This window comes from Eilatimonas milleporae, assembly GCF_003688555.1.
Lineage (GTDB): Bacteria > Pseudomonadota > Alphaproteobacteria > Sphingomonadales > Kordiimonadaceae > Eilatimonas > Eilatimonas milleporae.
Genome location: NZ_REFR01000010.1, coordinates 1 through 26,941 on the forward strand (window position 1 = coordinate 1; position 26,941 = coordinate 26,941).

23 protein-coding genes and 1 pseudogene are annotated in these 26,941 nt (G+C 62.7%); 17 read left to right on the top strand and 7 right to left on the bottom strand.

Translation table 11 applies throughout. The features are described 5' to 3' along the window. From BXY39_RS19645 to BXY39_RS04925, 8 genes and pseudogenes are all read left to right on the top strand, one after another. Nucleotides 1-95 (top strand): annotated as a pseudogene (locus BXY39_RS19645) (IS5/IS1182 family transposase); the annotation flags it as partial. A 19-nt stretch (nt 96-114) separates the two neighbouring features. Further along, nucleotides 115-717 (top strand): class I SAM-dependent methyltransferase, encoded by a 603-nt coding sequence (locus tag BXY39_RS04895; protein ID WP_245998967.1) that lies wholly within the window; start codon nt 115-117, stop codon nt 715-717. Nucleotides 718-816: 99 nt separating this feature from the next. Beyond that, entirely contained in the window at nt 817-2,163 is a 1,347-nt protein-coding gene (hemN, locus tag BXY39_RS04900) for an oxygen-independent coproporphyrinogen III oxidase (protein ID WP_121937749.1), read from the top strand. A gap of 192 nt (nt 2,164-2,355) precedes the next feature. Next, nucleotides 2,356-3,588, top strand: a complete 1,233-nt coding sequence (locus tag BXY39_RS04905) for an MFS transporter (RefSeq protein WP_121937750.1) — start codon at nt 2,356-2,358, stop codon at nt 3,586-3,588. Further along, entirely contained in the window at nt 3,585-4,580 is a 996-nt protein-coding gene (locus BXY39_RS04910; RefSeq protein WP_121937751.1) for a dipeptide epimerase, read from the top strand. The genes BXY39_RS04905 and BXY39_RS04910 overlap by 4 nt, the downstream gene beginning before the upstream one ends. 237 nt (nt 4,581-4,817) lie before the next feature. After that, on the top strand, nt 4,818-5,123 hold the full coding sequence (locus tag BXY39_RS04915) for an STAS domain-containing protein (RefSeq protein WP_121937752.1): 306 nt from the start codon (nt 4,818-4,820) through the stop codon (nt 5,121-5,123). Nucleotides 5,124-5,159: 36 nt separating this feature from the next. After that, nucleotides 5,160-6,395: a PP2C family protein-serine/threonine phosphatase gene (locus tag BXY39_RS04920; protein WP_121937753.1), complete on the top strand. Its 1,236-nt coding sequence runs from the start codon at nt 5,160-5,162 to the stop codon at nt 6,393-6,395. Further along, nucleotides 6,392-7,303, top strand: coding sequence for an ATP-binding protein (locus BXY39_RS04925; protein ID WP_121937754.1), 912 nt, complete (start codon nt 6,392-6,394; stop codon nt 7,301-7,303). Before BXY39_RS04920 ends, BXY39_RS04925 begins: the two co-directional genes overlap by 4 nt. Before the next feature lie 35 nt (nt 7,304-7,338). On the opposite strand, the gene BXY39_RS04930 is transcribed toward BXY39_RS04925, so the two are convergent. Both BXY39_RS04930 and BXY39_RS04935 read right to left on the bottom strand, forming a co-directional pair. Further along, complete coding sequence (locus BXY39_RS04930; protein ID WP_121937755.1) at nt 7,339-7,776, bottom strand: YeeE/YedE family protein; 438 nt, start codon at nt 7,774-7,776, stop codon at nt 7,339-7,341. A 14-nt stretch (nt 7,777-7,790) separates the two neighbouring features. After that, nucleotides 7,791-8,228: a YeeE/YedE family protein gene (locus BXY39_RS04935; RefSeq protein WP_121938354.1), complete on the bottom strand. Its 438-nt coding sequence runs from the start codon at nt 8,226-8,228 to the stop codon at nt 7,791-7,793. Between the two features lie 293 nt (nt 8,229-8,521). Here BXY39_RS04935 and BXY39_RS04940 point away from each other — a divergent pair, with 293 nt between their 5' ends. Genes BXY39_RS04940 through BXY39_RS04950 form a run of 3 tightly spaced genes read left to right on the top strand, consistent with a single transcriptional unit; the run spans nt 8,522 to nt 12,091 of the window. Continuing rightward, nucleotides 8,522-10,132, top strand: a complete 1,611-nt coding sequence (locus tag BXY39_RS04940; protein WP_170163634.1) for an alpha/beta fold hydrolase — start codon at nt 8,522-8,524, stop codon at nt 10,130-10,132. Next, on the top strand, nt 10,129-10,881 hold the full coding sequence (locus BXY39_RS04945; RefSeq protein WP_121937757.1) for an ABC transporter ATP-binding protein: 753 nt from the start codon (nt 10,129-10,131) through the stop codon (nt 10,879-10,881). Before BXY39_RS04940 ends, BXY39_RS04945 begins: the two co-directional genes overlap by 4 nt. A gap of 34 nt (nt 10,882-10,915) precedes the next feature. After that, entirely contained in the window at nt 10,916-12,091 is a 1,176-nt protein-coding gene (locus tag BXY39_RS04950; protein WP_170163635.1) for an ABC transporter permease, read from the top strand. Between the two features lie 222 nt (nt 12,092-12,313). On the opposite strand, the gene BXY39_RS04955 is transcribed toward BXY39_RS04950, so the two are convergent. The 3 genes from BXY39_RS04955 to mnmC2 all read right to left on the bottom strand — a co-directional run bounded on the left by BXY39_RS04955 (nt 12,314) and on the right by mnmC2 (nt 16,520). After that, nucleotides 12,314-13,858: a methyl-accepting chemotaxis protein gene (locus tag BXY39_RS04955; RefSeq protein WP_121937759.1), complete on the bottom strand. Its 1,545-nt coding sequence runs from the start codon at nt 13,856-13,858 to the stop codon at nt 12,314-12,316. Nucleotides 13,859-13,870: 12 nt separating this feature from the next. Next, a complete protein-coding gene (locus BXY39_RS04960; protein WP_121937760.1) occupies nt 13,871-14,200 on the bottom strand; it encodes a hypothetical protein in 330 nt (109 codons plus the stop codon). A 175-nt stretch (nt 14,201-14,375) separates the two neighbouring features. Next, complete coding sequence (gene mnmC2, locus BXY39_RS04965) at nt 14,376-16,520, bottom strand: tRNA (5-methylaminomethyl-2-thiouridine)(34)-methyltransferase MnmC2 (protein WP_170163636.1); 2,145 nt, start codon at nt 16,518-16,520, stop codon at nt 14,376-14,378. Between the two features lie 103 nt (nt 16,521-16,623). Between mnmC2 and BXY39_RS04970 the strand changes: the two genes are divergently transcribed. From BXY39_RS04970 to BXY39_RS04985, 4 genes are all read left to right on the top strand, one after another. Continuing rightward, nucleotides 16,624-17,160, top strand: coding sequence for a gamma carbonic anhydrase family protein (locus BXY39_RS04970; RefSeq protein WP_245998968.1), 537 nt, complete (start codon nt 16,624-16,626; stop codon nt 17,158-17,160). Between the two features lie 272 nt (nt 17,161-17,432). Next, nucleotides 17,433-18,386, top strand: a complete 954-nt coding sequence (locus BXY39_RS04975; RefSeq protein WP_121937763.1) for a DUF2336 domain-containing protein — start codon at nt 17,433-17,435, stop codon at nt 18,384-18,386. Between the two features lie 306 nt (nt 18,387-18,692). Further along, nucleotides 18,693-19,853, top strand: coding sequence for an aminotransferase class V-fold PLP-dependent enzyme (locus tag BXY39_RS04980; protein WP_211332099.1), 1,161 nt, complete (start codon nt 18,693-18,695; stop codon nt 19,851-19,853). A gap of 179 nt (nt 19,854-20,032) precedes the next feature. Next, a complete protein-coding gene (locus tag BXY39_RS04985) occupies nt 20,033-20,671 on the top strand; it encodes a Crp/Fnr family transcriptional regulator (RefSeq protein WP_170163637.1) in 639 nt (212 codons plus the stop codon). 515 nt (nt 20,672-21,186) lie between these two features. Here the strand turns inward: BXY39_RS04985 and BXY39_RS04990 are convergent. Together BXY39_RS04990 and BXY39_RS04995 are read right to left on the bottom strand one after the other, a co-directional pair. Further along, complete coding sequence (locus tag BXY39_RS04990) at nt 21,187-22,608, bottom strand: FAD-binding oxidoreductase (protein ID WP_121937765.1); 1,422 nt, start codon at nt 22,606-22,608, stop codon at nt 21,187-21,189. Beyond that, a complete protein-coding gene (locus BXY39_RS04995; protein ID WP_121937766.1) occupies nt 22,605-23,666 on the bottom strand; it encodes an L-threonylcarbamoyladenylate synthase in 1,062 nt (353 codons plus the stop codon). Before BXY39_RS04995 ends, BXY39_RS04990 begins: the two co-directional genes overlap by 4 nt. A gap of 165 nt (nt 23,667-23,831) precedes the next feature. Here BXY39_RS04995 and BXY39_RS05000 point away from each other — a divergent pair, with 165 nt between their 5' ends. Next, nucleotides 23,832-25,625, top strand: coding sequence for an acyl-CoA dehydrogenase C-terminal domain-containing protein (locus tag BXY39_RS05000; RefSeq protein ID WP_121937767.1), 1,794 nt, complete (start codon nt 23,832-23,834; stop codon nt 25,623-25,625). Beyond that, a complete protein-coding gene (locus BXY39_RS05005; RefSeq protein WP_170163638.1) occupies nt 25,618-26,841 on the top strand; it encodes an MBL fold metallo-hydrolase in 1,224 nt (407 codons plus the stop codon). Before BXY39_RS05000 ends, BXY39_RS05005 begins: the two co-directional genes overlap by 8 nt. Nucleotides 26,842-26,941 lie beyond the last annotated feature (100 nt).

Consider the following 26,941-nt stretch of genomic DNA (forward strand, 5'->3'; position numbering starts at 1 on the left):
CAACCCGCTTCGACAAGCTCGCAAGAAATTTCCTCGCCGCAATCGCAATCGCTTCAACACGCCTTTGGCTCAGAAATTATGAGCCCACAACCTAGTCACCAGGGGCGTCTTTGCGTGTCCGAAGACATATCGCCTGAAGATACGTCAAATGGCTATGACGCCATTGCCGAACAATTCATGCATCACCGTCTTCGATCGTCGGTCGGGCTCGCGACCATCCGGACATGGGCGGCATCGCTGCCGCGCGGCGGGGCGGTTCTCGACGTCGGCGCCGGGTCCGGCGAGCCGCTGACCGCCGCCCTGATCGAGGCGGGTTTCGATGTCGCCGCGGTCGATGCCTCTCCGGCGATGGTCGCGGCATTCAGGCGGCGTTTTCCCGATGTGGCGATCGCGTGCGAGCCCGCTGAACGCAGCCGCTTCTTCGACCGGGCTTTCGACGGGGTGCTGGCCATCGGGCTGGTGTTTCTGTTGCCCGGGGACAGTCAGCGCAACCTTGTTCACCGCATGGCCGCGACGCTCAAACCCGGCGGGCGGCTGCTCTTCTCCGCACCGCGTCAGGTTTGTGTCTGGGACGACCTTTTGACCGGTCGGCCGTCATCCTCCCTTGGGGCCGATGCGTACCGGCGCATTGTCGACGGGGCCGGCCTGCGCCTCGTCGGTGAACATGTCGATGAGGGGGAAAACCACTATTACGAGGCTCGCAAAAACCCTGCCTGAACGCGGCGGCCGGCAGGTGATAAGCGCTTCCTGACGGGACCTGACCAGACTTGACCTGGATCAATTGGCCATTTTGCCGGCGCGCTATGGTCTGGCCCCATGAAACAGTCACCGCCTCCATACGCGCTGGCCCGCGTGCCGCGTTATACAAGTTACCCGACCGCCCTCCAGTTCTCGGATGCCGTCGGTTCGGATCGTCACAAGGCCTGGCTGGCCGGTCTTGGGGCCGGGGACAGGCTGTCGCTTTATATTCATGTGCCGTTTTGTGCCCAGCTTTGCTGGTATTGCGGCTGTCATACCAGCGTGCCCGGTCAATATCAGCGGGCTCAACGCTATACCGATTGCCTCGTCCGCGAGATTGAAACCGTCGCCCGTCATCTCGGACCGCACGGCGGGGTCTCCCAGCTTCATTTCGGCGGCGGGACCCCGACCTATCTCAAGTCCGCTGAATTCATGCGTATCCTGATGGCCTGTTCAACGCATATCGGCAGCCTGGAACAGGCCGAGATCGCGGTGGAGGTCGACCCCCGCACCCTGGACGATGAACGGATCACGCTTCTGGGGGATCTGGGGGTCACGCGCGTCAATCTCGGTGTGCAGGATTTTGACGAGGGCGTTCAGCGCAAGATCAATCGGCTGCAATCCTTTGATCTGGTGACCCGCACGGTCAAGGCGCTCAGGACCGCCGGTGTGCCCAATATCGGGTTTGACCTGATGTACGGTTTGCCGGGACAGACCGTGGACAGCGTGCGCCGTTCCGCCCGGCAGGCCGCCGCGCTCGCGCCCGACCGGGTTGCCGTCTTCGGCTATGCCCATGTGCCCTGGTTCAAGAAGCATCAGGCCCTGATCCGCGAGACCGACCTGCCGGACGAAGGAGAACGTTTCGCCCAGATGCGTGCCGCGGCCGAGGTCTGGACCGCCGCCGGATATGTGCCGATCGGCTTTGATCATTTCGCCCGTCTCGGCGACAGCCTCGCCAATGCCGCCCGCGACGGTGTGCTGGCCCGCAATTTCCAGGGCTACACCGATGACGGTGCCGAGGCCGTGATTGGTTTCGGGGCGTCCGCTATCAGCGCCCTGCCGGGCGGATACGTCCAGAATGAGCCGCGAATCGGGGTTTACAGGGCATTGACGGCGGATGGCGGGCTTGCCAGCGTGCGCGGTGTTGCGGTCACGGCCGATGACCGCTTGCGGCGCGATGCCATCGGTCGCCTCATGTGCCGTTTTGAACTGGACATGGACGCCTTGTGCGCCCGGCACGATGTCCCGCGTGACATATTGGCCGATGCCCGCGACCGGCTGGAAGGCTATGCTCTGGACGGACTGTGCCGCCTGGATGGCGGCCATGTCACCATACCGGAAAAGGCCCGGCCCTTTGTCCGCGTGGTCGCGTCCAGTTTTGATGCCTATCTGTCCGATGGAACGCGTCACAGTCGCGCCGTCTGAATATCTTTGTGACAGGCCGGGACGATACCCGGCTGATACGGCTGTGATCCATATGTGATGCGATCTGTCACAGGTCCGTGCCTTGTATCTTGCGGCGGGCTATGCTGGTAATGGCGGCGGCTGTCCCTTGATGCCCGACAGGGCCGGGGCCGGTCATGTCCGCGTTTCCAGCATGAAGGGCCGTTTCCACCGATGTTGCTGCTGTTGTTGTTTTTGGCCACGGCCCTGATGATGGGGTTCAGCATTCTGCTGCCGTCCATCCTTTATGTCCTGCAGAATATGGGGGCCAGTCCGTCGCTGGCTACGCCGGTTCTGGCCAGTTATAGCTTAGCGCAGTTTGTCGCCGGACCCCTCTGGGGCCGTCTGTCCGACCGTGTGGGCCGTAAACCCGTGCTGGTGGCCAGTCTCGGCCTGTCGGCGCTGGCTTATGGTGGCATGGCCCTGTTTGCCACATCGGTATGGGGCCTCTTGATCACGCTGGCCTTTGCCGGGCTCGCCGCCGGCGGTATGTCCTGCCTGATGGCCACGGCGGTGGATGTGACGGGCGCGCGGGACCGGGCCAGGGGAATGGGGATGATCGGCGCGGGCGTCGGTCTTGCTTTTATCGTCGGCCCGGCACTTGGCGGTGTTCTGGGCGGGGCGGATGCGGCCCATGCCGGGATTGCCGCGCCGGCGGTTGCCTCGGCCTGTGCCAGCCTCATCGGTGTGATGATGCTGTGGGCCATGTTCCGCGAACCCGGCGTGTCCGCCGGCGGTGCCGCGCCCCCCATGGGGCATCTGCACACCCTGCGCGGTCTTTTCGGCAGGCCGCTGCTGGTGCGCCTGTGTCTCTTGATGTTGGTCTTTACGGTCAGTGTCGCCCTGATGGAAACCGCCACACCTCTTTTGACCCGGGATCGGTTTGACTGGGGGCCGCGTCAGTTGGGGGCTCTGTTCGCCTATGTCGGCGTGCTGCTTGTGGTGGTTCAGGGCGGCCTTGTCGGCCGTCTCAGCCGGCGTTTCGGGGAACGCCGGCTGGTAACCGTGGCTTTCCTGCTCATGGGATTGGGGCTTGTGACAATTGCCTTTTCCGCCTCTCTGTGGACCCTGTTGCCGGGACTGACACTGACCAGTCTGGGGGCGGCGTTTTTCGCCAGTGCCATGCCCGCCCTGGCCTCGCACCAGGCCGACAGCCGGTCCCGTGGCGCCGTGATGGGGTCGGTGCAGGCGATGCAGGCGCTTGGCCGCACGCTGGGGCCTGTTTTCGCCGGGCTGTTTTTTCAGATACGGGACGATTTGCCCTTTCTGGTCGGCGCGTCTGTCATGGTGCTGGGTCTTGTCTGGTTCATGCGGCTTCTGCCCGCAGGCCGCAATGATACGGGCAGACGGCCGGACGAAAAAGAGACACCGGAGATCGACGCGCTTGAACAACAGGGCGCCGAATGAACCGGGGCGGCCTGACGCTCGCGGCGGTGGCGGAAGACTGGCCGCTGGCCAGGCCGTTTGTCATTTCCCGCTCCGCGCGGACACAGGCGCGGGTGGTCACCCTCTCTGTCGATGACGGGCAGGGCCGGGGGTATGGCGAATGCCAGCCCAACAGCCGTTACGGTGAAACAGCGGAAGAGGTGGTCGACCAGTTGAATGCTCTGGACGGGCGTTTCGGCAGCGTCGATGCCTTGCGTGCCGCGCTCCCTGCCAGCCGTGCCGCCCGCAACGCCCTGGATTGCGCGCTGTGGGATCTGGCGGCCAAACGGCGTGGATGCCGCGTGTGGGACCTGCTGGGGCTCGACGCGCCGGGTGATATCGTGACCGCTGTCACCGTTTCGCTGGGGCCGCCGGATACCATGGCCCGCCACGCGGCGGAACTGGTTGCCGGGGGCGCGCGCCTGCTCAAGCTGAAACTGGGCGGGGACGGCGATATGGCCCGTGTGCGGGCCGTGCGCGCCGCCGCGCCCGATGTCCGCCTTATCGCCGACGCCAACGAGTCCTGGACGCCGGACATGCTGGTACCAAACCTCGCGGCCATGGCCGCCTGCGGTGTCGAATTGCTGGAACAGCCATTGCCCGCCGACGCCGACGAGGCTCTGGCCGGCCTCGACAGGCCGCTTCCCGTTTGTGCCGATGAAAGCTGTCTCGACGTGAACAGCCTGTCCCGCCTTGTCGGACGCTACGATGCCGTGAACGTTAAACTCGACAAGACAGGGGGGCTGACACAAGGCCTGGCCCTGTTACGCGCGGCGCAAAAAGCCGGCCTGAAAACCATGATCGGTTGCATGCTCGGAACCTCGCTTGCCATGGCACCGGCCCATCTTCTGGCGGCCTTGGCCGATTGGGCCGACATTGATGGCTTCCTTCTGCTGTCGCGGGACCGGACGGCGGTTTTGCCCCATCGCGCCGGCCCCTTTGTCGGGGCATCGCCCGCCGCTTTATGGGGCTGATCGGGTCGGGCTTGCAAATTGCATTTTCTTTTGCCGTGTTTCTGCCGGTGGTTGACCAAGTGATGGACAAGGCTGCCACTGCTTAGTAGTCTCGGCAGTCTAAGGCAGTAAATCGGGGGTGTGGTATCATCATGGCCGTTCAAGGCCGGGGCGCACCTGAAATTGACAGTCGCGACCGCTTCCGCCGCACCCCGCCGGTGTGGCTATGATGTCGCATCAAGTGAGAGGACAGACATTATGGAGTATCGTATCGTCGAAAATGGTGACGATGTGAATGTGGTGTTCCAGGGCGATATCACCTTTTCCGAAAATGTGGCCTTTCGCCGGCTGATGCGCGAGCTTGAGGAAAAAAACTTCGGGCGGTGCGTTTTGGATCTCAGCGATGTCGGCATGATTGATTCCGCCGGTCTCGGCATGTTCCTGATCGCCAAGGAGCAATCGGAAAACGGCGGTTGGAAACTTGGCATGCGCGGGGCGCACGGCCATGTCGAAAGCATGCTCAAGCTGACCAAGCTGTCCGAACTCCTTGAAGAGGTGGACTGACCCGTTGCGCCATCCTGTCCGGGGGCGAGCAAAGAGATGAATATCGATATGCCCGACCAGTCCCTTGTCATGGTCGAACGCATTCGCGATGCGCATATTCTTGTCGTGGATGACATGGACCTCATGCGCCAGATCATCGGTGTCTGTCTGAAACGGGCCGGTTTCGAGAATCTGGCCTTCGCGGGCGACGGCGATGAGGCCCTGCGCTATCTCAAGGAAAATGAGGCGGATCTCGTGATCCTCGACCTGAATATGCCGCGCATGTCCGGGTATGAGGTCTGCCGCAGGCTCAGGGCGGAAAGCAAGACGGCCAGCCTGCCCATCCTTGTCCAGTCCGCCGCCGAAACCGCCGAGGAACGGGTCGAGGTGTTCAATGTCGGGGCCACCGATTTTGTCTCGAAGCCGATCAATCAGCCCGAACTGCTGGCGCGTGTCTGCATGCATCTGGAAAACCGTTTCCTGATCCGCGACCTGTCGGACTATCACCGCCACATGCAGGCGGAACTGGTCATGGCGCGCGAGATGCAGGAATCCCTGTTGCCCCAGAAAGACCGTATCAGGGGCATCACGAAGCAGACCGGCGTCGAGATCGAGGCGGTTTATCAGGCTTCCATCGGTCTCGGCGGGGATCTGTGGGGCATGTGGATGCTGGATGACAGCCGCATTGCCCTGTTCACGCTGGATATTTCCGGTCACGGTGTGGGGGCGGCGCTGAACACATTCCGCGTCCATGCCACCATCAACCGCTACAGGGACCTGCGCGAAGACCCGGCGGCCTTTCTGACGGCTCTGAATTCGGACCTGAAAGACAGTTTTCCGCTCGGGCATTACGGCACCATGTTTGCCGGTGTGCTGAACTGCGGGGACGGCACCCTCCGGTTCGCCGGGGCCGGCGCGCCGCGCCCGTTTGTGGTGCGCGGATCGTCACAGATCGAAAGGCTGGATTCATCCGGCATGCCTGTCGGGATTTCGTCCCGTCCCGGTTACGAAAACAAATCCGTGGTCCTGTCGCCGGGGGACAGTCTGTTCCTCTATTCCGATGTTCTGATCGAAACGCGTACTGTCAAACACGATATGCTGGGCGAAGACGGCCTTGCCGACATGGTCGTGGAGGCAGACGCCGACGTTCCCCGCGAAAAGCTGGTGGATGCGGTTCTTGGAAAGTTTTTCATCCGCTACCCCGGTGCGCCTACGGACGATCTGACCGCCGTGGGGCTCCATTACCGGGGCAAAGGTCCGAAGGCGCAGGCCGCCCCGCGAGACGAAAAATGAATAATACCGGCGCTCCATTGGTGATCGCCATTCTGCCGGATGCGTCTTGCGATGCGGGGTTTTATGACAGTCTGGCCTGTCCCGATTTCGATGTCGCCACCGTCACCGGCGAGGCCGCGCTGAAGGAACGCGTCTCCGATAATGCCGATACACTCTCGGCCCTGCTGCTTGACGCCCGCTTCCCCCTGAATGAGAAATTCGCCTGGATGGACCGTTTCGCGGATGCGGCCCTGCCGGCAAAACTGCCGGTTTTCGTGATGCTGGACGATGCCGAGGCGGATGTTGAAGTGCGCCTTCTCGAAGCCGGGGCCAGCAATGTGCTGCACGGGGTGCAGAACCTCAATTCATTGCGTGTCAAACTGACGATCGCCATCGAGGGGTTCGGCAATGTAAGGGCCCTGAAGGAAGAGCTGGAGCGACGCTCGTCCGCCATCGGCCAGATCGTCTCGGGCTCCTTCCGGGTGACGACGCGCCGTGAAGGCCGTAACCTGGCGACCATGCTGTCCATGGCCTGCGATGATCCCCTGCCGGTGGCCATCGGTCTGACGGAACTGATCGTCAACGGGGTGGAGCACGGGTGCCTGGCGATCAGTCACGACCTGAAAGGCACTCTGATCGAAACGGGTATTCTCAATGATGAAATCCAGCGCCGGCGGGCATTGCCCGAATATGCCGGGCGCTATGTCACCGTCGATTTCCAGCGGGAGCCCGACAAGCTGGTATTCCGTGTCACCGATCCGGGCGACGGCTTTGATTATAATGCGTATCGGGCTGACACCGTCGACAGTGCCAAGAAACACGGCAGGGGCATTCTGATGGCACGTGGCTGTTTTGAACGCGTTAAGTATTCAGGACGCGGCAATGTGGTCACCGCGATCAAGAATCTGCCCTGTACATCCGATCCGTAAAAACGGTTTCCCCTTGTCTGCCGCAACGCTTGCGTTCAGGGGGTGCTGCGTTCTTTTGCCGTCTCCTGGCCGAACAGTCCGCCGGACAGGAGACCCGCCAGCAGGGCAATCAGAAACGGCCATGCCGCATCCGGGCGCACGGCCATAATGGTCACGGCCGGGCCCGGACACAGGCCGACCAGCCCCCAGCCGATGCCGAACAGGGCCGCGCCCAGGATCAGCCGGGCATCGATGGCCGATGTTTGCGGTATGGCAAAATGGTCCGCCAGAAAGGGCGCGGCACGGCGGAACACCAGCCTGTAGCCGATCAGCGTGGTGATGACGCCGCCGCCCATGACAAAGGCAAGGGACGGGTCCCACACCCCGCCGACATCGAGAAAGCCCAGAACCTTGGCCGGGTTGGTCATGCCGGAAATGACAAGTCCGAACCCGAACAGCAGGCCCGATACAAGACTGGTCAGGAGTGTTTTCATGATTGCGTCCCCCTTCAGCCGGCAAGGGCCACGGTGATCATCGCGGTCGCCATGAATGTGGCCACGGCGGCGAAGGACCGCGGTGACAGGCGCGACAGGCCGCAAATGCCGTGTCCGCTGGTACAGCCGCCGCCGATCCGCGTGCCGAGGCCGACGAGAAAACCGCCCGCCACAAGCATGGTGGGCGTATCCGTCAGGATAACCGGCACCGTCTTTCCGCTGACCGCCATATAGAGAATGGGCGCCGCAAGCGTGCCTGTCAGGAACGCCAGACGCCAGGATTTGTCCCGCCACGACGCCGGGTCCGTCAGGGCCCCGGCAACCCCGTTAACAATGCCGGACAGACCCATGATACGGCCCGGACCCGCCATCAGGACCACTGCGGCCAGCCCGATCAGCATGCCGCCGATCAGACCGGACAGGGGGGTGAAATGGGCCATGTCGATGGTCATTTTCGTCTCCTTATCGTTTGTGCGCGGGTGTGTGGCCGTGGGCTCCGGCATGCCTGCGGTGGATTCTCGGCGGCGCGTGCAGCCGTTTTGCCCGCTGGCCGGCACGAGGGCAAGCGGCAGTTTTGTCCGGTGCAAAAAAACGGCCGGCTCAAAAACTGCTGGTCAGGCCTGCGCGGATTTGCCAGACAAACGGGGGGCGTCCGAATAAAGGATGTCAAACAGAATTGTCCGGCAAAGACGCCTGGCAGGGCATGCGCGGGGCGGTCTCAGCCGTTGAAAGGCGGGAAAAGCGTATGATCGACAAGCTGCCGGCGTCAAAGGGGCGGTCCGGTCTAAGAGCAGGCGTCCAGCGTATTCTTGGCGCTTTTCTCATGGGGCTTGGATGCCTCGCGGTGATACCGGCGGGACTGCCGCCCGCAACGGCCGAAGAGGCCCCGGACTGGATCGCGCGGGGTCTGGCCCCCTGCCATGTCAAAGGTGTCAGCCGGCGGGCCTTTTGCGGTCATGTCACCGTTCCGCTTGATTATGCGATGCCGTCGGACGCCGGCGGGGAAACCATCGATATTTTTGTCGCTCTCCTGCCGGCGCAGGCGACTTCGCGCCGGGGGGATCCCTTCGTCCTCCTGGCGGGCGGGCCGGGGCAGGCGGCCAGCGATATGGGCGTTCTGGCCGCCCGGGCCTTCGATAACATCTGGCGTCGCCGCGATATTCTGCTGATCGACCAGCGCGGCACCGGGCGCAGCCACCCGGTCAAATGCGACATGCCGGATGGTGCCCCGGACATGGAGGCGGCCGTGGCGGCGGTGGCCGCATGCCGGGCGGACGCCGATATCGATGTCAGTCATTTCACCCTTGAAGCGGATATTCACGACATGGACCGGGTGCGCGACGCCCTGGGCTATGAAACCCTGAACCTGTGGGGCGTGTCCTACGGTACACGCACGGCGGCTCTGTATTACCGACGCTACGGCTCGCGTGTTCGCAGTCTTGTGCTCGACGGGGTGGCTCCGCCGGACTTGCCCCTGTTTCTCACCGCCCCGGCGGCGGCCGAACGCGCCAAACGCAAACTGGCGGAAGCCTGCGCCGAACAGCCCGCCTGTGCCCATACGTTCGGGGATTTGAACGCCGCGATTGACCGGCTGGTCGACCGTGCCCGTGCCGGCGAACTGTCTTTCGACGGCATCGATCCCCTCAGCGGTGCACCGCTTGCCTTCACCATGACCGAGATGATCGCTGTCGAAGCGGTGCGCTCCGTCCTGTATCAGCCGGACGCCGCCGTCACCCTGCCGTTTGCCGTGACCGAGGCCGACCGGGGCAATCTGTTGCCGCTGATCGCGGGCCTCATGGCCGGCGCCGGGCTTGCCGACAGCATGTATCTGGGCGCCACGCTCGGCATTCTGTGCGGCGAGGAGGTGGCGCGGACCGGCGCGGATGCCGCGCGGGCGGCGGGCCGGGACAGTTTCGCCGGCGACACTTACTACCGCACCTGGAAAGCCTATTGCGATGTCTGGGATTACAGGATACCCGGCCGGGACCTGCCCGACGATATCGGCGCTCCCATCGGCGGCGACGTGCCGGCACTGATCCTCTCGGGCGAACTGGATCCGATTACCCCGCCCGGGCAGGGCGACCATATGGCGCGCGGGTTTCCCAACAGCCGTCACATCGTGGCGCCTGCCGCCGGTCACAACACCAGCCACGTGGCCTGCATGCCCGATCTCATCGCCGACTTTCTGGAAACCCTGGATGCGGCGGCGCTGGATACGGCTTGTCTGGACCATCTCGCACGCCTGCCCATGGTGGTGGGGCTGAACGGCCAGACCCGCCTCAGGGGTGGTGACGCCGACGACGGCGACAGTCGCGGCACAGAGACAGAGGCCCATGCCACGGAGAGGCACCCATGATCAGAGTGGAACATCTGGCGAAGTCCTTTGGCGCGGTGGTCGCCGTCTCCAGCGTCAGTTTCACGGCGGAAGATGGGGAAATCACCACTCTTCTGGGCGCCAACGGGTCCGGTAAGACGACCACGCTCAGGGCCGTTGCCGGCCTTTTGAAGGCGGATGGCGGAAGTGTCTTCGTTGACGGGGTCGCCGTTGCAGACGATCCCCTGGCGGCCCAGGCGCGTCTGGGGGTGTTTCCGGACAATTTCGGTCTCTACACCCGGCTGACGGCGCGCGAACACTTGCGCTATTTCGCCGAACTGCACGGTATGCAGGGCACCACCCTGGACGAGGCGGTTGAGTATGTCGCCACGCAGCTCCGCATGCAGGACATTCTCGACCGCCGTACCGAAGGTTTCAGCCAGGGGCAGCGGATGAAGGTCGCTCTTGGTCGTGCCATCATCCACCGGCCGAAAAACATCATTTTCGACGAACCCTCGCGGGGCCTCGATGTGATCAGCGTGCGTCTTTTGCGGCGCATTTTGCTGGACCTCAGGGCCGCCGGTCACTGCGTGCTTCTGTCCAGCCATGTCATGGCGGAAGTGCACAGACTGTCGGACCGGGTCGTGATCATGAGCGACGGGCGCGTCTGTGCCGAGGGCACGCCCGATGCCCTCATCGATCTCAGCGGTGAGGACAATCTGGAAGAGGCTTTCGTCACACTGGCCGGCCTGCCGGCGGAACCGGACACCGGGCTGCGGGCGCAAGCCTGACGGACGGGTCGGACAGGTCACCAAGGGGAAAGCCATGCTGCGTCATATCCGCGTCGTCTATCTGAAGGAACTGCGTGATGCCCTGCGCGACAAGCGCGCGCTTTACGCGCTGGGCTATTTCGTGCTGGGGGTTCCCGCCTTCAGTGCCTTTATCTTTTTTCTCATCAGTCTTGGTGATGATGACGCCGCGATCCGGGCGCAGGTTTACGGGGCGGATCTCGCCCCCGGTATTGTCGCTTTCATGGAACGGGCCGGGATCACGCCCGAGGCCATGCCCCTGGATCAGGCACCGGACAATCTGATGACCCTGCCTGACGGCATTGATGCCGTGGTCATCGTGCCGGCCGATTTCGCCGAACGCCTGGACAAGGGCCAGATGGCGCGGGTGCGTGTTTTTGCCGACCGGGGTGGGCGCAAGACCATTGAGCGCAGCGGCGACGTGATGACCGCCCTCAACGCCTACGCCGCCCATATGGCCAGCGCCAGGCTGGTGACGCGCGGTGTGCCGCCCGTTCTTACCCGGCCTTTTTGGGTCGATGTCGCCGATGTGGCCGAGGAAAGTTTTCTGCGCCGTTTCCTGTCCGACATCATGCTTTTGTTCTTCATCTTCGCCCCCTTTGCCACCGGGGCCAGCGTGGCCACCGATATTTTTGTCGGCGAGAGGGAGCGCCAAAGCCTCCAGCCGCTCATGGCACAGCCGGTATCGCCTCTTGCCCTTGCTCTTGGCAAATGGGGGCTGGTTTTGACATTCGGCCTGACCGGGGCGGTTCTCAGCTTTCTGGTGGTGTCCGTCGGCCTGTATTTTGCGCCCGGCGATTTCCTGGTGGTCGAACCGACGCGGCGCCTTGATCTGCTGTTTCTGGCCCTGTTGCAACTTGTGCCGCTGGCCATGCTGGCGGCGTCCGTACAGACTCTGGTCAGCATTTCCGTCAAGGGTTTCAAGGAAGCACAGACCTATAACGGCATCGTCATGATGCTGCCGATGATCATGGCCTATGTGAAAGTCTATGCCAGCGATAGCCTGCCGGCGGCCGCTGCTTTCCTGCCCATTCTCGCGGATATGGAAAGCCTGGGACGCCTGTTATTCGCCGACAGATGGGTGGCCGGTTCGTATTTCACGGCCGTTGCCGTGGGACTGCTGGGTACGGCGCTGGCGCTGGCCCTGACCGTCCGACGCCTTGGCAGCGAAAAACTGCTGGACGCGGCTTGACAAGGTCTTGGGCCGGGGCGCAGGTGCGCCCGTGCCCTGACCCCCGTGCCCTGACCCCCGTGCCCTGACCCCCGTGCCCTGACCTATGCCCGGGATCGTCGGGGCGGCCGTTTGCGGGGGCCATTTTCCATCCGGTCAATGTCCTCCCGGGGCCGCGTCGTACATGAACCAGATCGCCCTTTGCACCGCCCTATCTGTACCGCTCTTGGCCGGTGAATGCGGTCAGGCGGCCGTCAGCGATTGCACGAATGCCTCTGATCGGGTTTTCAGATCGCCCGACAGCGCTTCCATCGCTTCCGCCGACCCGGACAGCTCGCCGGTGGTCGCGCGTGTTTCATCGATATTGCCGCGGATTGTTTCAATCGCGCTGAAGGCCGAACGCGATTCATCCGCCGCCGTCGTGGCGCCGCGCGCGATTTCACGGGTGGCGGCATCCTGCTCTTCCACCGATGCAGCGATCGAGGCGGCATTTTTGCTCAACTCCTCGATGATGGTGCGGATCTCGGCAATGGCTGAAACGGCGTTGCCGGTCGCGTCCTGCATCGAGGAAATGCGGCGCTGGATTTCATCGGCGGCCTTGGCGCTTTCGTTGGCCAGGCTTTTCACCTCGCTCGCGACAACGGCAAACCCCTTGCCGGCTTCGCCGGCACGCGCGGCCTCGATCGTCGCATTCAGCGCCAGCAGGTTGGTCTGCGCGGCAATGTCCGAAATCAGCGAGACCACCGTGCCGATGCTGTCGGCCTCTTCCGACAGCTGCGAGACGTTGTCATTGGTCGCATTCGCCTTTTCAACAGCCTGCTGGGCGGTGCTGTTGGACTGGGTCACCTGGCCGGCGATTTCGGCGACGGACGCCGAAAGCTCCTCGGTGCTGGCGGCGACGGTCTGTACATTGGCGGACGCGCTCTGGGTCGCGTTCATGACGGACTCCAGGGCCGTGGCGCCGTCGCCCGACAGGCGGTCCAGAAGATTGGAGCGCTCTGACAGATTCTGTGCCGCGCCGGCGAACTCGCGGGCGATCGCGGCGATGGACGCTTCAAAATCCTCCGCCGTGCGCTGGCGTTCCGCGCGGGCGTTGGCTTTTTGCATCTCTTCCATCTTCATGGCCTGTGCGTTCGCGGCCTGGACTTCACGCTGGGCGGCTTCGGCTTCTTCCGTGGCCTGACGGGCCTCTACGGCGGCTTCTTCGGCATCCCGCTCGCGTTCCGCCGCGATTTCAGCTGCTTCCAGCGCCTGCTGACGCGCACTGTCCGATGCCGAAAACAGCGTTTCAATCTGATTGGTCACCCAGATCAGCGCGGCGCTTTCCAGGACAACGACAACGGCATGCAGCACGACGCGGAACAGGTCCGCGCCATCCGGAAAAATCAGGGACGGCAGGGTGAAATTCAGGATCACATGATGCAGGGCGACCGTCGCGGCCGCATAGAGGATCACCCGCCACCGGCTGTATGCCGCCAGGATGGCAAGACCGGCGAAGAAATACATATGCATGTCGATCTGCCAGGGGTGGCCGGCGAACAGGGCGATCAGGACGCCGATTTGTATCATGTAGGACACACCGACAAACTGATGCGTGGTCTCGCTGGCGCCGTTCCGGCGGGCGAGGGCGGTCGGCACCGCGGCAAGAATGGCGACAAAGGCGGTCGCAAGCCATGTCGCACCGCTGCCGATAAGCAACCCGGCAAGGATCGCCACGGGCACCTGGGCCCACAGCAGAACGATCAGATAACGGCAAACGGTGTTGCGAAGATCATCAAGAGTGGTCATGAAAACCTCACTTTAACTGGATAACAGGGCGGCGAACGCCGGTCCGCGGCCGGTCTCGCCGCACGGAAGCAAGCCCTCGGGCCGGAAGGACAGCCAGACGCCGGCGGGCAGCCTGTCCCGGAAGGCCCGCATGTCCGCCGGTGCCACCACGGCGACGAATTCGACCGGGCCGAAGGCGACGACCGCCGCGTCGGTTGCTGACAGGATGCGCACGATGTCGGCCCGCGACAGACCGGGGTCGAAGACAAGCCCGAGACGGCTGTCGTCCATGGCGGGCCGTATCGCCACCGCAAGCGACATTGCCATGCCGGCAAGGGCATAAAGCAGTATGGACAGTTTCATCGGACGGACCCCAATCGCAAACGCCGTCCTCCAAAGGGTATGCGTTCCCCTTAAGAGCACGGATTAATCGTGCGCGTGTCTGACGAAAACGGACCTTGTCCACAACGGGAAAGGCGCCTTTCCCGTGTAAGGGGTTGCGAAATGCGAAAGGAAAACTTTCAGTTGTCCCGCCCGGTCACCGTACGCGCGGCGGCGCGTCGTGGGGGGATTGGCCGCGGATGATCTGCCTGATCAGATGGCGGCCCGGATGCAGACCGGCCAGCCAGTGTCGGGGCACGGGCAGCGGATCGCCGGTGATCAGGGCGGCGACAATCTCACCGGCAAGCGGGGCGTATTGAAAGCCCTTCGAGCCCAGGCCTGTCAGTGTGTACAGCCCCTGTCTGTATACCGGCGCTGGCAGGTCCCGCCGCCGTGCATCGCGGGACAGGGGGGCATACAGCGCGGCAAAGGCCCGCCAGTCGGGCAGGGGACCGGCATGGGGCAGATGATCCGGCGTCGTCGCGCGCAGGCCCGCCCAGGCCCGCCCGGAAAATTCGCCTTGCCCGTTTCCGTCCGGGCCGGATGGATTTGTCACGGCCGGGGCGGCCCAGTCGGTCTCGAAACCGGCCAGCAATTTGCGCCGTGCATCCGCGTTTGGCCTGATCGGCGCCGTCGGTACCGCCCGCAGCCTGTCAAAGGTGGCGCCGATGGTGCGCAGGGGCAGACCGGTTTCACGGTCGTTTAGTGTCGCTGTCAGATAGGTGCCTGCGCTGCCCGATGGCGGCAGTCCACCCGGCAGCTCGTCCGGGGGCAGCATTTCCACCTGCCCGGCGACCGGCCGCAATTCCAAGCCCCCGGTAGTGCAGCCAGAGACGTCGCCAGAGACGTCGCCAGAGATGTCGCCAGAGATGTCGCCAGAGACGTCAGCGGGGACATCGGCGAGTCCTCGGGTGGCCATGCCGGCGGCAAGAACACAGACGGGCGAGCGGGCGATGGCCTGTCCCCTTCCGTCTTTAAGGATCCATTCGTCGTCTTCTCCCACTGTCAGGGTCGCGGCGCGGTGGTGCAGACGGTCCGCGCCCGCCAACAGCGCTTCCAGAAGGGCCGGCGCGTCCACCGTGCCTGCGCGCGGCAGCCACAGGCCGTCCTGCCCCAACCGCATCCAGTCGGGACCCCAGCCGTGTCGGCGCAGAAGCCTGCCGTGTGTCTCCAGGGCGTCGGCATCGTCCGCTTTCAGCAACAGCCCGGCGGGGCTGGCCATATGCCGACGGACCAGCGGATGACCGGCTGCGTGGAGAAAGGCCGTGGCCGCGAAGTCCGCCAGCATTCCGTGTCCAAGGTGCAGGCGCGGTGCCATGATGGCGGCGGGCAGACCGTGACAATCCAGCCCGTCCCGGTGTGGGCCGTCCGCCGTTCCGGGCGCGATCACCGTCACATCCCGGCCGCGCCGGATCAGGGCATGGGCCAGGCTGGCGGCGGCAATGCCCGCGCCGACAATACTGACCGGTCCTTCTGTCGGTGCCGGCCGCTCCGCCCATGGCGGCGGGGCGCCGGCGTCTGAACTTTTCTGTCCGTCGGTGTCGTTGCGGCATGGGGCGGGCCGGATGCCCTCGGCAAGCAGCCGTTCCTTCTTGCGTCCGAAACCGGGGGCCTTGCGCACGGCAAAGCCCCTGTCCGCCAGGCCGCGCCGGACAAAACCCGCTGCGGTGAATGTGGCCAGCCGTGTGCCCGGACCGGACAGACGGGCAATCTGGTCCAGGACGTCCGGCCGCCACATGTCGGGGTTTTTGGCTGGTGCGAAACCGTCCAGATACCAGACGTCCACGCCGGCACCGGCATCCAGTGCATGCAGCATGTCACCGGCTTCGCCCAGCAGCAGAAGAAGCGCAATCCGCCCCTCTTCGAACAGCCGCAGGTGAAACCCCTGTGCCGGCGGCGGCCAGGCATCGCGCAGGGCAGCGGCTTCGGTGGCCAACCGGGCGAAAGGGGCGTGCGTCCGGGCAAGTTGTGCCAGTGTCATCGGATACGCCTCGGTGGATATGAAGGTCAGTCTGCATGGCGCGGCCAGCCGCTTCCACCGGGCCCAGGTGGCGAGAAAGTTCAGCCCGGTGCCGAAGCCGGTCTCGGCGATCACCAGATGGTCCCGGGCGGCGGCAAGCGTGTCAAAGCCCACACCGTCCGGAAAAACATACTCGCTTTCCGCCAGACCGTTTTCGGGATTGTAATACATGTCGCCGAAAGCGTCCGCCACCGGCGCCGTCCCTTCCCATCCGAGACGCGGCGGTGCCAGGGGGGCCGCGCGGACAGGCGTGTCATTCCGTTCGTCTGTCGTTTCGTCCATGCTCTGACCGGGGACCTGCTGACGCCTTGCTTTACCTATCCGTGCGGACTGCGCTATCTTAGGGCGTAAATGGCTGTGGCCAATCGTGTCCGGGCGACCGCAAATGAGGAATAACATGCTTTACGAACTGGATGGAACCGCGCCGTCAAAGGCGGACGAAGGGGTATGGGTTGCCCCCAACGCCTGTGTCATCGGCAATGTTCACCTGCATAAGGACAGCAATATATGGTTCGGCGCAACCCTGCGCGGCGATAATGAGCCGATCACCGTGGGCGAGGGCAGCAATGTACAGGATGGCAGCATTTGTCACACGGACCCGGGGTGCCCCCTGATCATCGGTGCCGGTGTGACCGTCGGTCATATGGTCATGCTGCATGGATGCCGCATAGGCGACAACTCGCTGATCGGCATGGGCAGCACGATTTTGAACCGGGCTGTGATCGGGCAGGAGACGCTGGTCGGTGCCGGCAGCCTGATCACCGAGGGGAAAACCTTTCCGCCTAGCGTGCTGATCATGGGGTCGCCGGCCCGTGTTGTACGCCCGCTGAATGAGGGCGAGCGGCAGATCATCCGCGCCTCGGCCAGTCATTATTGCGAAAATGCCCGCCGTTATGCGCGGTCTTTGAAACCTTTGCCTTAAAAAGCTCATCTTTGGTGCGATTAATGGATGCCATATTGAAACGCTCACATGAAATTCATGAAATTTAACCTTTCCGCTATAGATAATATGGCAACATGCTGTTACTCAGCGCCGCCTCTATTTCAGGGTAAGGCACGCGCCGCCCGCTGCGATTTGGGCATATATGTTCATGACTTTGCCCCGACATGCGTGTTTTGCATCGGTATGTCATGAATGCGGTTTCGGGCCCGCGATACGGGCCTGTGTTCGGAGTATGAAGCGATGAGGGATATGTGACTGGTACGGTCGGTGAACTTGTCAAGGCGGAAGAACTGCGCAATGTCGAACTTGTCGCGCGGATCGAAATCGCGCGCAAGGTCGGGCGGCTCCTGCAGAAAAGCCCGGACGATGCGGAAAAGGATGCCGCAATCGAACTCGCGCGCCTCCTGGCCGAGGATGTGTCCGTTTCCGTGCGTGAGGCGTTGTCCCGCGAACTGCGGTGTTGCCGTTATCTGCCAAAGGATATCATCGCCACACTGGCCCGTGACATCGATCAGGTCTCCATGCCGTTTGTCATGGCGTCGCAGGCGATTGACGATGCCTTTCTCAAGGATTTGCTGAGCGATTGCGGTGACGGTACCCAGGAAGCCATTGCCCGTCGTCAGGACCTGTCCGAGCTGATTGCCTACATCATCTGCGATGTGGCCGAAGCCGATGCCGTCGGCACGCTGATGGATAATGAAACCGCCAATGTTTCCGAGCGGGCCTGCCACCGTGTGGTTGACCGTTTTCCCGAGGAAACCACCCTCATGGAAAAAATGGCGGCCCGCGCGGATCTGCCGATCGGCATTGTCGAGCGGATCATCTTCAAGGTGTCGCAAAGCTATGCCGAACACCTGATGGAAAAATTCGCACTGTCGGAGGATTATGCTTCATACCTCATGTCCGTCGCGAAAAGACAGGTCTTCGCCAAGGCGCTGGAGGTCGCTCCCCTGCGCGAGGTTGAGAATTATCTTTACCAGTTGAAAGCGGTCAACGGCCTGACATCCGACATACTGCTGAACTATCTCCAGAACCGGAATCTGAAACTGTTCACCATTGCACTGGCCGTACTCATGGACCGCGACTATGGCGATGTCGAGGAGCAACTGAAGCAAAAGGGCAAGCTGTTTCTCTCTCGTACCCTTGAAAAACTGGGGTTTTCAAGGGCCGTGATCGGTGTCCTGTTGATCGAGTATGAACGCTGACCCTGCCGGCCGCCGTTTCTCTAAACCAAGACATTCCCGGGGTGCGGCGTCCCTGATATTCGGTGGTCCATGCCGCTTCGCGGATGCACCGGCTCGTGCCGATCTGGCGTTGTCCATCTGGTTTGCCTGCCTCTTGTGCTGTTTGCCGGTGTCGAGGGTCCCCTTTTTAAGGGGGCGGCCATGCAGCGATCATGGGGGTGTCATGATGTGTGCCCTCTGGTCTTTGCGCTGCCTTTGGTGCAGACTTGCCACCCTTGCCGGTCAAAGTCGGATTTTACCCATGCATCCGCCAGTCGGGAGTTTTTCATGATCCTGCCAAGCCAGCGTGGTCTGTTCGATATACCACGTGATTTGTGCTATCTGAACGCGGCCTACATGACCCCGCTCACACGGGCGCAGCAGTCGGCTGCGGACATGGCGGTCGCCCAGAATATGCGACCGTGGGAGGTTGCCCCGGAAGATTTCTTCACCACCGTTGAAGAGGTGCGCGGCCTTGCCGCGACCCTTCTTGGAACCACGGCGGATCATATCGCCCTCGTGCCGGCCACCAGCTACGGCATTGCCACGGCCGCCCGCAATCTGAGCGCTGCACCGGGCCAGCAGGTGCTTTTGCTGGAGGGTCAGTTCCCCTCCAATGTCTATGAATGGATGCACTGGGCGAAGCGGCAGGGGGCTGAAACGGTTTTCATCGGCACCCCTGACGATGATGACTGGACCGGTCCGCTGCTTGCCGCGATTGAGGCCGCCGGAGACCGTGTTGCGCTTGCGGCTCTGCCGAATGTGCATTGGTCTTCCGGGGCCGTGGTGGACCTGCCGCGTGTCTCGGCGGCCCTCAAAAAGGTTGGCGCCGCCCTTGTACTGGATATGACCCAGTCCCTGGGCGCCATGCCTTTCGATTTGGAGGCCGTGGACCCCGATTTCATCGCGATGGGAAGCTATAAGTGGCTGCTTGGGCCATACGGGCTGGGGCTGCTTTATGTGGCGGCGCGCCACCATGACGGCGAACCTCTCGAACAGAACTGGATCGCACGCGAGGACAGCGAGGATTTTGCCGGTCTTGTCCATTATAAACAAGGGTATCAGCCGGGCGCGCGGCGCTTTGATATGGGCGAACGGTCACAGTTTATTCTGGCCCCGGTTCTGAAAACGGGCCTGCGGCATATTCTCGACTGGGGTGTGGACAATATCGCTGCGACCCTGTCCGCGCTGAACATGCGTCTGGCCGAACGGCTGGCTGCCATGGGACTGCGTCCCGTTGACGCGGCATATCGCAGTCCGCACCTTTTGGGCGTACACATGGACGGGCGCGGCGGGCAGGTCCTGCAGGCCCTGAAACAGGACGGCGTTTCAGCCAGTCTGCGCGGCGATATGTTGCGTCTGTCTCCACACCTTTGGGTGGACAGGGACGACGAGGACAGATTTGCCGCGGCTCTTCAGGATGTCTGTGTGCCTGCCGGTGGGTTTTAAAGTGTGATCTTGCAAAAAAGAAACATGATCACCTTCCCAAAAGCATCTGATTGATATACAGTTTTCCGCTATGGAAACGGGGGAAGCGCATAATGGTTTCCATTGGTGTACAGGGCGGTGTTTACCGCCAGGCTGCCTGCTTGCAATGTCCGGCTCGACCGCGGATGTTGTGTGCCGGTATGACGAACGAGCTCTTGCCCGCGCTGGGGTCCATCGCGACCGATGTGCGTCTGGATAAGGGCGAAACCCTTTTTTACGAAGGGGATGACGCGAAATACGTCTATAATGTGAAAAAAGGCTATGTCCGCCTCAGCAGGCTGGGTGTGGACGGGCGCCGTCAGGTTATGGGCTTTCTGACCGTGGGCGACTATATGGGCCATACGGGCAAATCCCAGTATGCCATTTCCGCCGAAGCGCTGACCGATGCCGAAGTGTGCCGGTTTAGCCGCTCAGATCTGGAATCGCTGTTGTCCCAGTATCCGCAGTTGGAGCGGCAATTCCACCACATGACCGCCGGTCTTCTGGATGACATGCTGGATCTGCTGTTCACGCTTGGCCGGAAAAATGCCATCGAAAGGGTGGCCTCTTTTCTCGACAACGCTCTGGACCGGCAGATTCAAAGCGATGAACCTGCGACCCAGATCTGGCTGCCGATGACGCGGGCCGATATTGCCGATTTTCTGGGACTGACCCTGGAAACCGTAAGCCGGGCTTTTTCCCGTCTGCGGAAAGAAGGCATCATTGATATCGAACATGCCCACACCATCCATATCCTCCAGCGTGCGCGTCTGATCGATATTGCCAGCGGCGATGGTTGAGACGCAAAGGTCCGGCATTCGCGATTGACATGCGAACTGATTATGTGAACGGGGCCGGCTGATGCCGGCCCCGTTCTTTTTGTCGATCAGTCTTTGGTTGCATCATTATGAACCATGTTTCGTAATGGAACATTTTTTCCCGTTTTGCCTGTATCGTTATAGATCATGTCCTGGCTTATGTTTCTCTAAGTCTTTGATATTAAATACCATTCACGCCTTGGCACGAAGACTGCGATAATAATGGCGTTTTACAGCATTGCCTGAGGCTGTGAAACTGTTCGGAGTGAGTATCCGCTGCGTTTGCCTGAGCGTTTCGGATAGACTTTGTGGGGCGGACAGTCATGTCCGCCTTTTTTTTGTCTCCCAAGCTATACGGACGGCCGATTATGCACTTTGTTGGGCATGCACGCCCCAAGTGCCGGCCACTGTCATGCCCTGGGCACAGCACAGTCACATAGGGCACAATCACATATCGGACGGATGCCGGGGTTGGTTTCAGTTGACCAGGGATGGTTTCAGTTGAAAAGAGCGCCGGGGTTCAGGATGCCCTTCGGGTCCAGGGCCTTTTTGATGGCGCGCTGTGTCTCCAGCCGTGCCGGGGTGCTGAGGCGCGCCAGTTCCCCCCGTTTGATGGTGCCGATGCCATGCTCTGCCGAAATGGAGCCGCCGTGATCTGTGACAAAATCATGGACCATCCGGTTCATACCGTCCCAAAGGGCGAGAAAATCTCCCTTTTCGGCACCTTTCGGCTGCATCACGTTGAAGTGCAGGTTGCCGTCACCCATATGGCCGAAGGGCGTGACCCGGATACCGGGAAAGGCAGCCTCAAGCGCGGGTGTCGCAACGGTCAGAAATGCCGGGACCTTGCCGACGGGGACGGAAATGTCATGCTTGACGCTGGCGCCTTCCTTGGACTGTGCCTCCGACAGGCTTTCCCGCAGACGCCAGAATTCACTCCGCTGGCGGTTCGACTGGGCGATGGAGGCATCCTGCGCCAGGCCGGCCTCAAGAGCATTCTCCAGAAGTTTTTCAAGTGGTCCGGTCAACCCGGACCGCGCTTCTGCGCCGCCCAGTTCCAACAAAACATACCAGGGGCTGATATGCTCGAAAGGCCGGCGTGTTCCCGGAATATGGGTCAGAACCATCTCAAGGCCGGTCTCGCAGATCAGTTCAAAGACGGAAACCCTGTCTCCGCCATGGTCACGGGCCAGAGACAACAGCTCAAGGGCCGCGCCCGGATCCCGCACCGCAATGAAGGCGGTGGCTCGGCTCTTTTCCGCAGGGCTCAGTTGAAGTGTGGCCTTTGTGATAATACCAAGTGTGCCTTCGCTGCCGATCAGAAGCTGTTTCAGATCGTAACCGCGATTGTCCTTGCGCAGCGGGGACAGGTCTTCGAAGATTTTCCCGTCCGCCAGGACCGCTTCCACCCCGAGGACCAGACGCCGCATCGTGCCATAGCGGATGACATGAACGCCGCCGGCATTGGTGGCGATGGTGCCGCCCACCGTGCAGCTGCCTTCCGATGCCAGGGACAGGGGAAACATCCGGCCGGCTTTTTCGGCGGCATCCTGTACGGCGGCAATGGTGCAGCCCGCTTCCGCCAGCAGCGAATGGTCGTCTGCGTCCACGTGGATGACCGATGTCATCCTTTTCAGGCTGACAAGGATTTCGCGGCGTCCGTTCAGTCCCGGCAGGCCGCCGGCGACCAGTCCCGTATTGCCGCCCTGCGGGACCACCGGCAGTCCATGGTCATGGCAATAGCGCACGGCGCGGGACAAGGCGTCGGTATCGCCGGGCATCAGCATGATGTCGGTGCTGCCGGTATACCGGCCCCGCCAGTCGGCCATGTGGGGGGCGATCCGTGCCGGGTCGTCTGTGACACTGTCTTCACCGACGAGCGCCCGCAATGCGGCCAAATGCTCCGACAGTGCCGTCATGGCGTGGATATCCCCGTGCCGTTATCCGGTGCTGGCTCCGCCATATCCCTCTCCTCATCCTGCCGGGCATTCTTCGGGGCGGCGGCGCGGGACAGCCGGTCGTTTATGGCGATCCCGATGCCTTCCGCCGGGATGGGGGCAATGGCGATTTCTCCCGTAGCTCCGGCTCCCAGACGCGCATCCGCGGCGCGCAGCATGGCAAACAGATTGGCGGCCGCTTCCCTCAGGTCGCCGTCCGGGCTCAGATTGAAATCCCCCGAAGAACGGCCGAAACCGATACGCACCCGCCCCGGTGCCGGTGCCGTTGTGTTCAGACGCACGGCGGCACTGGGGGCATAATGGCTGGCAAGCTGACCGGGCGCGGTCACGGCCGGCGTCCGGCCGCTGCCGGATGCGGCATGTCTATCCTGCTGTTGCAGGGGCATTCCGGTGGTGTCCATGATCTGCTCGGCGGTGATGCTGCCGGGACGCAGCAGACTGACGCCCGCATCGTCAATGCCGACGATGGTTGATTCTATCCCCAGCCTGGTCGGGCCGGCATCGAGGATCAGGGCGACGCCGGTCAGCATGTCCTCCGATACATGGGCCGGTGTGGTGGGCGACACATGGCCCGAGAGATTGGCGCTGGGGGCGGCGACGGGTCTGCCGAGCCGGCGGATGACGTCCCGTGCCGCAGAAACATCCGGGCACCGCACGGCCAGCGTATCAAGTCCCGCCGTGACTTCCCGGGCGATGGTGCTGTCGGGGCGGCGCTTCAGAACCAGGGTGAGGGGGCCGGGCCAGAAATGTTTCATCAGACGGTCCGCCGCCTCCGGCACGATGACATGTCGGTGGGCCATTTCAGGGCCGTCCACATGGCATATCAACGGATTGTAGGCGGGGCGGCCCTTGGCCGCATATATGGCCCTGACCGCCGAACCCTGCGTGGCGTCCGCGCCCAGGCCGTAAACCGTTTCCGTCGGCAGCGCGACAAGGGCGCCCTTGCGCAGCAGGCGGGCAGCCGTTTCACGGGCCGCCTCATCCCCGGCGGGCAGGATTTGACCTATTGTTTTCGCCATGCACAAATTCTATCGTGGCCCGCCTTGTTCGCAATATGAAATGGGTGTCATGCGAAATGCCGTCGCCTGTTCGGGACAGTGCCGGCCCGGTTTACCCGGACGGCTTTATGCCCGCAAGCCATTCCGGCACCCGGAACCGTTCTGATTGAAGCAAAGAGGTCGATCATGTCCGATTATTCCGCCCCGATTGAGGAAATTCAGTTCGCACTGGAAACTGTCGGCGGCATGGCCGACTGGCCCAGCTTGCCCGGGTTTGCGGAGGCGGGCGACGATCTGGTCGCCGCCGTCCTGGAAGAGGCCGGCAAGCTGGCCTCCGAGGTGATCGCTCCGACAAACCCGGTCGGGGACAGGGAGGGGGCTGTCCTGACCGATGGTGTGGTAAAGACGCCGGATGATTTCAAGGCTATGCACCGGGCCTATGTGGACGGCGGGTGGCCGACGCTGGCCTTCGACAGTGAATATGGCGGACAGGGCCTGCCCGGCGCCCTTGCCATGGCCGTGACGGAAATGGTCACCTCCGCCAATATGGCCTACAGCCTGAACCCGCTTCTGACATCCGGTGCGATTTCTGCCCTGACGGCCCATGGCAGCGATGAGCAGAAATCCCTCTATCTGCCGAAGCTGATATCCGGCGCCTGGACAGGCACCATGAATCTGACGGAGCCCCAGGCGGGCTCCGACGTCGGCGCTTTGCGGTCCAAGGCGGAAAAACAGCCCGACGGGTCCTATCTGATCACGGGTCAGAAAATCTATATCACCTGGGGCGAGCATGACCTGGCCGAAAACATTGTCCACCTCGTCCTCGCGCGCCTGCCCGGCGCGCCCGAGGGCACGCGCGGGATTTCCATGTTCGTGGTGCCGAAGTTCCTCGTCAATGCGGATGGCACCCTGGGCGCGCGCAACGATGTGCGGTGCGTCAGCCTTGAGCATAAGCTGGGCATCCATGCCAGTCCCACCTGCGTCATGTCTTTCGGCGACGAGGGCAAGTGTGTCGGCTATATCGTCGGCGAGGAAAATCGCGGCATGCGCAATATGTTCACCATGATGAACCATGCCCGCGTCGGTGTCGGCCTGGAAGGTGTGGCAATCGCCGAACGGGCCTATCAGAAAGCTGTGATCTACGCCCGTGAGCGGGTGCAGTCCGCTGCCATCGGGGCCAAGACCCGGGATGCCGTCACCATCGTCCACCACCCCGATGTGCGCCGTATGCTGATGACCATGCGCGCCTATGCCGAGGCCAGCCGGGCCATCATCTACCGGAATGCCTGGGCCATGGACAGGTCTCACAAACTGGAAAACCCCGAAGGCCGCAAGGCCGCCGAGGGCGAGGCCGATCTGTTGACCCCGGTTTCCAAGGCCTTCTCCACCGATCTGGGGGTCGAGGCCGCGTCGCTCGGCATTCAGGTCCATGGCGGCATGGGCTTTGTCGAGGAAACCGGTGCGGCGCAACATTACCGCGACGCTCGTATCGCCCCGATTTATGAAGGCACGAACGGCATTCAGGCACTGGATCTGGTGGGGCGGAAACTGAATGCGGACGGCGGCGCGCACTGGCGCGCCCTGATCGATGAGATGCGGACCTTCTGTCAGGGGATGGACCGTGCCATGGCGCCGCAACAGGAAACATTGATGGCGGGAATCGCGGCTTTGCAGGACGCGGCGGAAACCCTGTTCGCCAACGGGTTCGAGCGGATCGTCGATACCGCCGGGGCGGCGACCCCTTATCTGCGTCTGTTCGGTACGGTGCTAGGCGCCTATCTCCTCGCCCGTCAGGCGATGGAGGCCGAGAGGCGTTTGGCGGCGGGCGAGGGCAATCCCGCTTTCCTCCGGGCGAAAATCGCCACGGCCCGCTTTTTCATTGAGCAGATCCTGCCGGCGGCGACAGCCCTTCTCGGTCCGGTCAAGGGGGGCGCCGCCCATCTGTTCGATCTGGACGAAGAGGATTTCGCCCGTGCCTGAGGAAGCGATACCTGATGAAACTGTCGCCGGGGATGACGCTGTCAGCAGCGCCGAGGCACCGCGCATCGCCGACCACCGGGACAGCGTACGTGCCGCCAGTGCGGGGGAGAAACTGACCTATCCGGTGGATGCCGTGCCGGATGGTGTCAGTGTTCTGCAATTGGCCGATGGGCTGATCTGGGCGCGTATTCCGCTGCCGTGGTCGCTCGACCATATCAATGTCTACCTATTTGATGAAGGGGACTCCTGGACGTTGATCGATACCGGCGCCAAGGGGGAACGCGGCCGGCAGGTCTGGTTTGACCTCGAGGACAGGGTTCTCGACGGAAAGCCCATAGGGCGGGTGATCGCAACCCATCTGCATCCCGACCATCTGGGACTGGCCGGGTGGCTGTGCGAACGTCATGGTGCCGAATTCTGGATGACACAGACGGAATATCTTCTGGCGCAGACCCTTTGGCTTGGCGCGGCGCAGCAAATCCCTCAGGCCGAACTGGACTTCATGTGGGCGGCCGGCGTGGACCGCCAGGTGGAATCCATGGTGCGGTCCGTCGGCTATGGCAGCTACAAGAAAGGGGTGTCCGCCCTGCCGGGACAGTATGTCCGGATGGAGGAAGGCACGCTTTTGAAACTTGGCGGGCGTCTCTGGCAGGTTGTCATCGGCCGTGGCCACTGCCCGGAACATGCCTGTCTTGTCTGCCTGGATGAGCCCCTGTTCATTTCCGGCGATCAGGTTCTGCCAAGAATTACATCCAATGTGTCGGTTTATGCGCGGGAGCCGCGCGCCAATCCGCTTGGCCACTGGATCGCCAGTCTTGACCGTTTGAAGGCCATACCCGGCGATCCGCTGGTGCTGCCGTCGCATGGAAAGGTTTTCAAGGGACTGCACCGCCGGCTGGACGATCTGATCCGGGGGCATGTGGACAAGCTGGCCGCCCTGCATGAACATTGCCGGCAGGAACGCACGGCGGTTGAAACCTTTCCCGCATTGTACCGCCGCAAGATCACCGGCTTTGATTTTTTCATGGCCCTGGGCGAAGCGGTGGCCCACTGTCACCTTCTCGAAGCCTTGGGCCTGCTGGACAGGCGTCAGGACGGCGATGTTTACCGGTTCAAGGCAAAAGGGCGGTTCGATGCCGAGGCGGTCGCGCCCGGTACCCTGGCCTTGCCGGGGGTGGCGCTGGCGCCTTTCCACCTGCACGATGCCGCGGCCTAGTGTCTTTTCGTGCTAAGGTTTTGACCGCGCCGCATCGCATCTTATAACATCGCCCGTGCCTGAAAGCACGGCACGGGCGACACGCATACGACACACCAGC